Raw genomic sequence first — 4,120 nt, forward strand, 5'->3', positions numbered from 1 at the left:
TAAAAAAGAAACTGAAAGAACAAATTATCGAAGCGCTGAACCTTCAGGATACAAAGCCGGAAGATATTGACGACAACGCACCATTATTCGGAGAAGGACTGGGATTGGATAGTATTGATTCACTGGAACTCATGGTATTGCTGGAAAGACAGTACCAGATAAAAGTCGAAGATCCACGTGAAGGTCGCAAGATCTTACAATCTGTTCAGTCTATGGCGGAATTTATTCAATCAAAACAACCGGCATAAGTAAACTGGCTGCATGGCAGAAAGAGTGTTTATAACAGGGATAGGAATGATCACCGCTATTGGTGATAATGTAGCCGGAAATTTACATAACCTGCGGGTACAGCGCAGTGGCCTGGGTTATAGCAGTTACATAGATACTATTTACAAAGATGTACTTCCGGTAGCGGAGGTAAAGCATCCCAGTGAGGCATTGTTTGCATTGGCTGATATTCCGGTGAAAGATGGGTTTACCCGTACTACTTTATTGGGAATGGCAGCAATGCGGGAAGCATTGAAGGATGCTGGTATCACAGATGTACAATCTGCACCTACCGGTTTTATTAACGCCAGTACAGTTGGCGGCATGTGTGATACCGAAAAATTATATTTCGATATTATTAACCGCGATAAGACAGGCTCATTTTTACAATATATTGATACCCTGGATTGCGCGGATTGCACACAACGTATAGCCGACATCGTAGGATTCAGTGAACATATAGCTACCATTAGTACCGCATGTTCTTCCTCTGCCAACGCCCTGATGTTTGGTGCACGTATGATTAAGCAAGGCATGCTGCCACGGGTAGTATGCGGTGGTACAGAAGCGCTTACCCGTTTTACGTTGAACGGATTCAATTCCCTGAAAAATGTGGATAAGCAGTTTTGCCGCCCGTTTGATCAGCAGCGTACCGGTCTTAATCTGGGAGAGGGAGCGGCTTACCTGGTATTGGAAGGTGAATCTTTTGCAAAGGCCAACAATAGTCGCATTCTGGGAGAACTGAGTGGCTACTGTAATACCAATGAAGCATTTCATCCTACCTCTCCTTCGCCGGAAGGTGATGGCGCTTATGAAGCCATGAAATCGGCGCTCGCTATGAGTGGCAGATCATTGGAAGACATAGCTTACATCAACGTACATGGCACAGCCACGTTGAATAATGATGTTTCTGAAGGGAAGGCACTGGAGCGTCTGTTTGGGGACAAAGTACCCTTATTCAGCTCTACAAAGCCATTTACGGGGCATACATTGGCGGCAGCAGGTGCCATAGAAGCTATTTATGCTATCCTGGCCATACAACATGGGTTAGTATTCCCTAATCTTAATTTCTCTGAAAGAATGGAGGAATTGAATATCAGTCCGGTAACCGAGCTGATAGAGGACTACCCGGTAAATAATGTTATTTCAAATTCATTCGGTTTTGGGGGCAATAATGCTTCCCTGGTGATCAGCAAATATGAAGGGTAAGTGTTACATACAAGGAATGGCGGCTATTTCCCCGCAGCCAACTTTTGAGGGGGATATTTTTTCGGCGCCAATGGTACATACAGATAGCAACCTGCTAGCTTGTATAGAACCTGACTATAAACCATTTATTCCGGGCAACAGTTTGCGCCGCATGACGCGCGTACTCAAAATAGGACTGACTGCCGCACTCCGATGCTTGCAGGATAGCGGGTTGGAAACACCTGGCCCTATTGTTACCGGCACCGGAAAAGGCAGCTTACAGGATACCGAAAAGTTCATCAAAGAAATAGCAGAGTATAAAGAAACGGCGCTAAATCCTACCCCATTTATCCAGTCTACCTACAATTCTGTTAATGGGTTGATCGCCTTGCAGCAGAAGTGTACGGCTTATAACAATACATTTGTACACCGTGGTTTCTCCTTTGAGAATGCATTGCTGGACAGCATGATGCTGATCCAGGAAGGTGCATCTCATACCCTGACCGGCGCTTTTGAAGAAATTACCGCAGAACATTTTTATATAAAAAGTCGGATTGGTTTCTGGAAAGAAGCACCTATCAATAGTGCGGATCTGTATCAACATTTATCTCCCGGTACTATTGCGGGAGAAGGGGCTACTTTTTTTGCACTTACCGGTGAACCAACACCACATAGTTACGCGGCTATTTCCGGCTTTAAAATGCTGTATAAACCTGTGCCAGGTAAGCTCACGGCTACCTTGAAAGATTTCAGCGCAGGTGCGGATTTGATTATTACCGGTCGTAATGGTGACAGCAATCATGAGCATTTTTATGAAGAACTGGATAACTGTTATCCGGGCGTTCCCCAGATATCCTTTAAGCATTTATGTGGCGAGTATGATACCGCCGGTGCTTTTGGCGTATGGCTCGCAGCACAGATAATAAAAGCGCAGCAAGTGCCACAGCAGTGGTTTCCCCAGCTGCCGCCACTGTCTGCGCCTGTTAATTCTATTTTATTTTATAATCATTTTTATGGAGAGCAGCATGTTATGCTGTTGCTGGAAAGGGTTTAACTTTCACACCTTCTTAATTCTTCTGCCAGGCATTGCTGCAACTCTTCTACTGTAGGTAGTTGTACAGCATAGGTAGAAATGAACATTTGCTGGTCCATTCCCGCGGGAATGGCATATTTGGCTAATGCTCCGTCGTTGTCTCTTTCGGTTACCAATAGAATACCTATAGGTGGATTGTCACCCGGTTCCATCATTTCTGCCTTGAAGTAATTCAGGTAAGTGGTCAGTTGACCCGTATCGGCATAACTGAATTTCCCAACTTTTAATTCTATCAGCACATGGCATTTCAGGATACGGTGATAAAATACTACATCTACAAAATAGTATTCCTGACCTATCAGTATTCTTTTCCGTCGTCCTTCAAGGCAAAAGCCATGGCCCATTTCAAGCAGGAATGCTTCCAGGTGATCCAATAATTTTTGCTCTACTTTACTCTCTTTCACGATTGCTTTTTGTGGGAGATCCAGGAACTCAAAGGCGTATAAATTTTTAATCAGGTCTGCTGGTGTAATCGGGCTTTCTGCAGATTGCTGTACCAGCCGGGAAAGCTTTTGTGGATTGTTGGTAAAGCCCATACGTTCGAAGTAGCCGGTGTCGATCTGTCGTTTTAGTTCCCGGACACTCCAGTTGCCTTTGATGCATTCTACTTCGTAGAAAGTGCGGCGTAGGGTGTCGTTGATGGCAAGTAGACTGGCAATGTGTGTGAAGGAAAGGTTGTTGACGATTTTCTTTCCTGGAACACGATCGATTCGCAATTGGCCCATCGCTGATGAGGCAGTTGTATTTCGTGTGCTTTTCAATTTTGCAGTCGGTGGCTGCGAAATTATATCTAATTGATTATTAGTTATTTGTAATTCATCAGTCATTGACTGATGAATTCGCATGTTGATTTTTTCAAATTCGTCAGTCAGTGACTGATGAATTTGAATGGTGTTATTTTTTAATTCGTCAGAAACTACCGCACTTAGTTGTGGATAATACTGATAGAACTGTCTGCATAATCTTAGATTAGTAGTCGACAGTTTTAAATTGGGTAATTCTTTAGAAATAAGTTCCAATAATTTCGCCCCATATTTCGCTCTATCCACTCCATTCTGTTCGTATTCTACAATATAGCAACCGATCATCCAGTTGCGGATGGTGAGGGAGCGGTTAATAGCTTTGGCAGCTACCTCCTGAAAGTGTACATGTGTTGTTTGAATGCTGTTAAGCAAGTGATTAAATTTCATTTTGGATATGGTTTATGTAATGAAGATTTGTTGTAATTGCAAACGTGTAGATGAGGAATGGTGATGTGTTTACAGGTTTTCGGTTTGATAAAGTGGATTGTCTGCTACGTAGTAAAAATGTGTGTAGATGTGTTGCTCCGGCGTTTGAAAACATTGGCGGTAATATGACCTTCTAATTTCCGTACTGACCAGCATTGGCCAGCAGCCAGCGAGATGTAGAATAGCCGTTCATTTTCCTTTTGACATTTTTCTAAAATTAGAATATGATGGGTAAAACTAATGCCGTAAAAGCATTCTTGTAATAGCGCCGGCTCAATTACGAGATGGGCATAGGCATCATAGAATTGTTGCATTTTTTTTAAATGGCCCGAAGAAAATCCCT

5 protein-coding genes are annotated in these 4,120 nt (G+C 43.2%); 3 read left to right on the forward strand and 2 right to left on the reverse strand.

All coding sequences use genetic code 11. The features are described from left to right. The first annotated feature begins 11 nt into the window (after window positions 1-11). From VIP81_RS22325 to VIP81_RS22335, 3 genes are read left to right on the forward strand one after another with little or no spacing between them, the layout of a single operon-like run. Window positions 12-248 (forward strand): phosphopantetheine-binding protein, encoded by a 237-nt coding sequence (locus tag VIP81_RS22325; RefSeq protein ID WP_414649366.1) that lies wholly within the window; start codon window positions 12-14, stop codon window positions 246-248. Window positions 249-261: 13 nt separating this feature from the next. Next, window positions 262-1,476, forward strand: a complete 1,215-nt coding sequence (locus VIP81_RS22330; RefSeq protein WP_331966603.1) for a beta-ketoacyl-[acyl-carrier-protein] synthase family protein — start codon at window positions 262-264, stop codon at window positions 1,474-1,476. Between the two features lie 16 nt (window positions 1,477-1,492). Further along, window positions 1,493-2,509, forward strand: a complete 1,017-nt coding sequence (locus tag VIP81_RS22335; protein WP_331966607.1) for a beta-ketoacyl synthase chain length factor — start codon at window positions 1,493-1,495, stop codon at window positions 2,507-2,509. Here the strand turns inward: VIP81_RS22335 and VIP81_RS22340 are convergent. Beyond that, window positions 2,506-3,738, reverse strand: a complete 1,233-nt coding sequence (locus VIP81_RS22340; RefSeq protein ID WP_331966610.1) for a PDDEXK nuclease domain-containing protein — start codon at window positions 3,736-3,738, stop codon at window positions 2,506-2,508. The genes VIP81_RS22335 and VIP81_RS22340 overlap by 4 nt on opposite strands. Before the next feature lie 104 nt (window positions 3,739-3,842). Beyond that, window positions 3,843-4,120 (reverse strand): DUF1016 N-terminal domain-containing protein (locus VIP81_RS22345; protein ID WP_331966613.1); only part of this gene is annotated, 278 nt, incomplete at its 5' end.

Source organism: Chitinophaga sp. (genome assembly GCF_036566945.1).
Classification (GTDB): Bacteria; Bacteroidota; Bacteroidia; order Chitinophagales; family Chitinophagaceae; genus Chitinophaga.

Bases quoted from the DNA above. Each gene is read 5' to 3' on its own strand.
- VIP81_RS22330 (WP_331966603.1), top strand. From the start codon at position 262: ATGGCAGAAAGAGTGTTTATAACAGGGATAGGAATGATCACCGCTATT.
- VIP81_RS22335 (WP_331966607.1), top strand. From the start codon at position 1,493: ATGGCGGCTATTTCCCCGCAGCCAACTTTTGAGGGGGATATTTTTTCG.
- VIP81_RS22340 (WP_331966610.1), bottom strand. From the start codon at position 3,738: ATGAAATTTAATCACTTGCTTAACAGCATTCAAACAACACATGTACAC.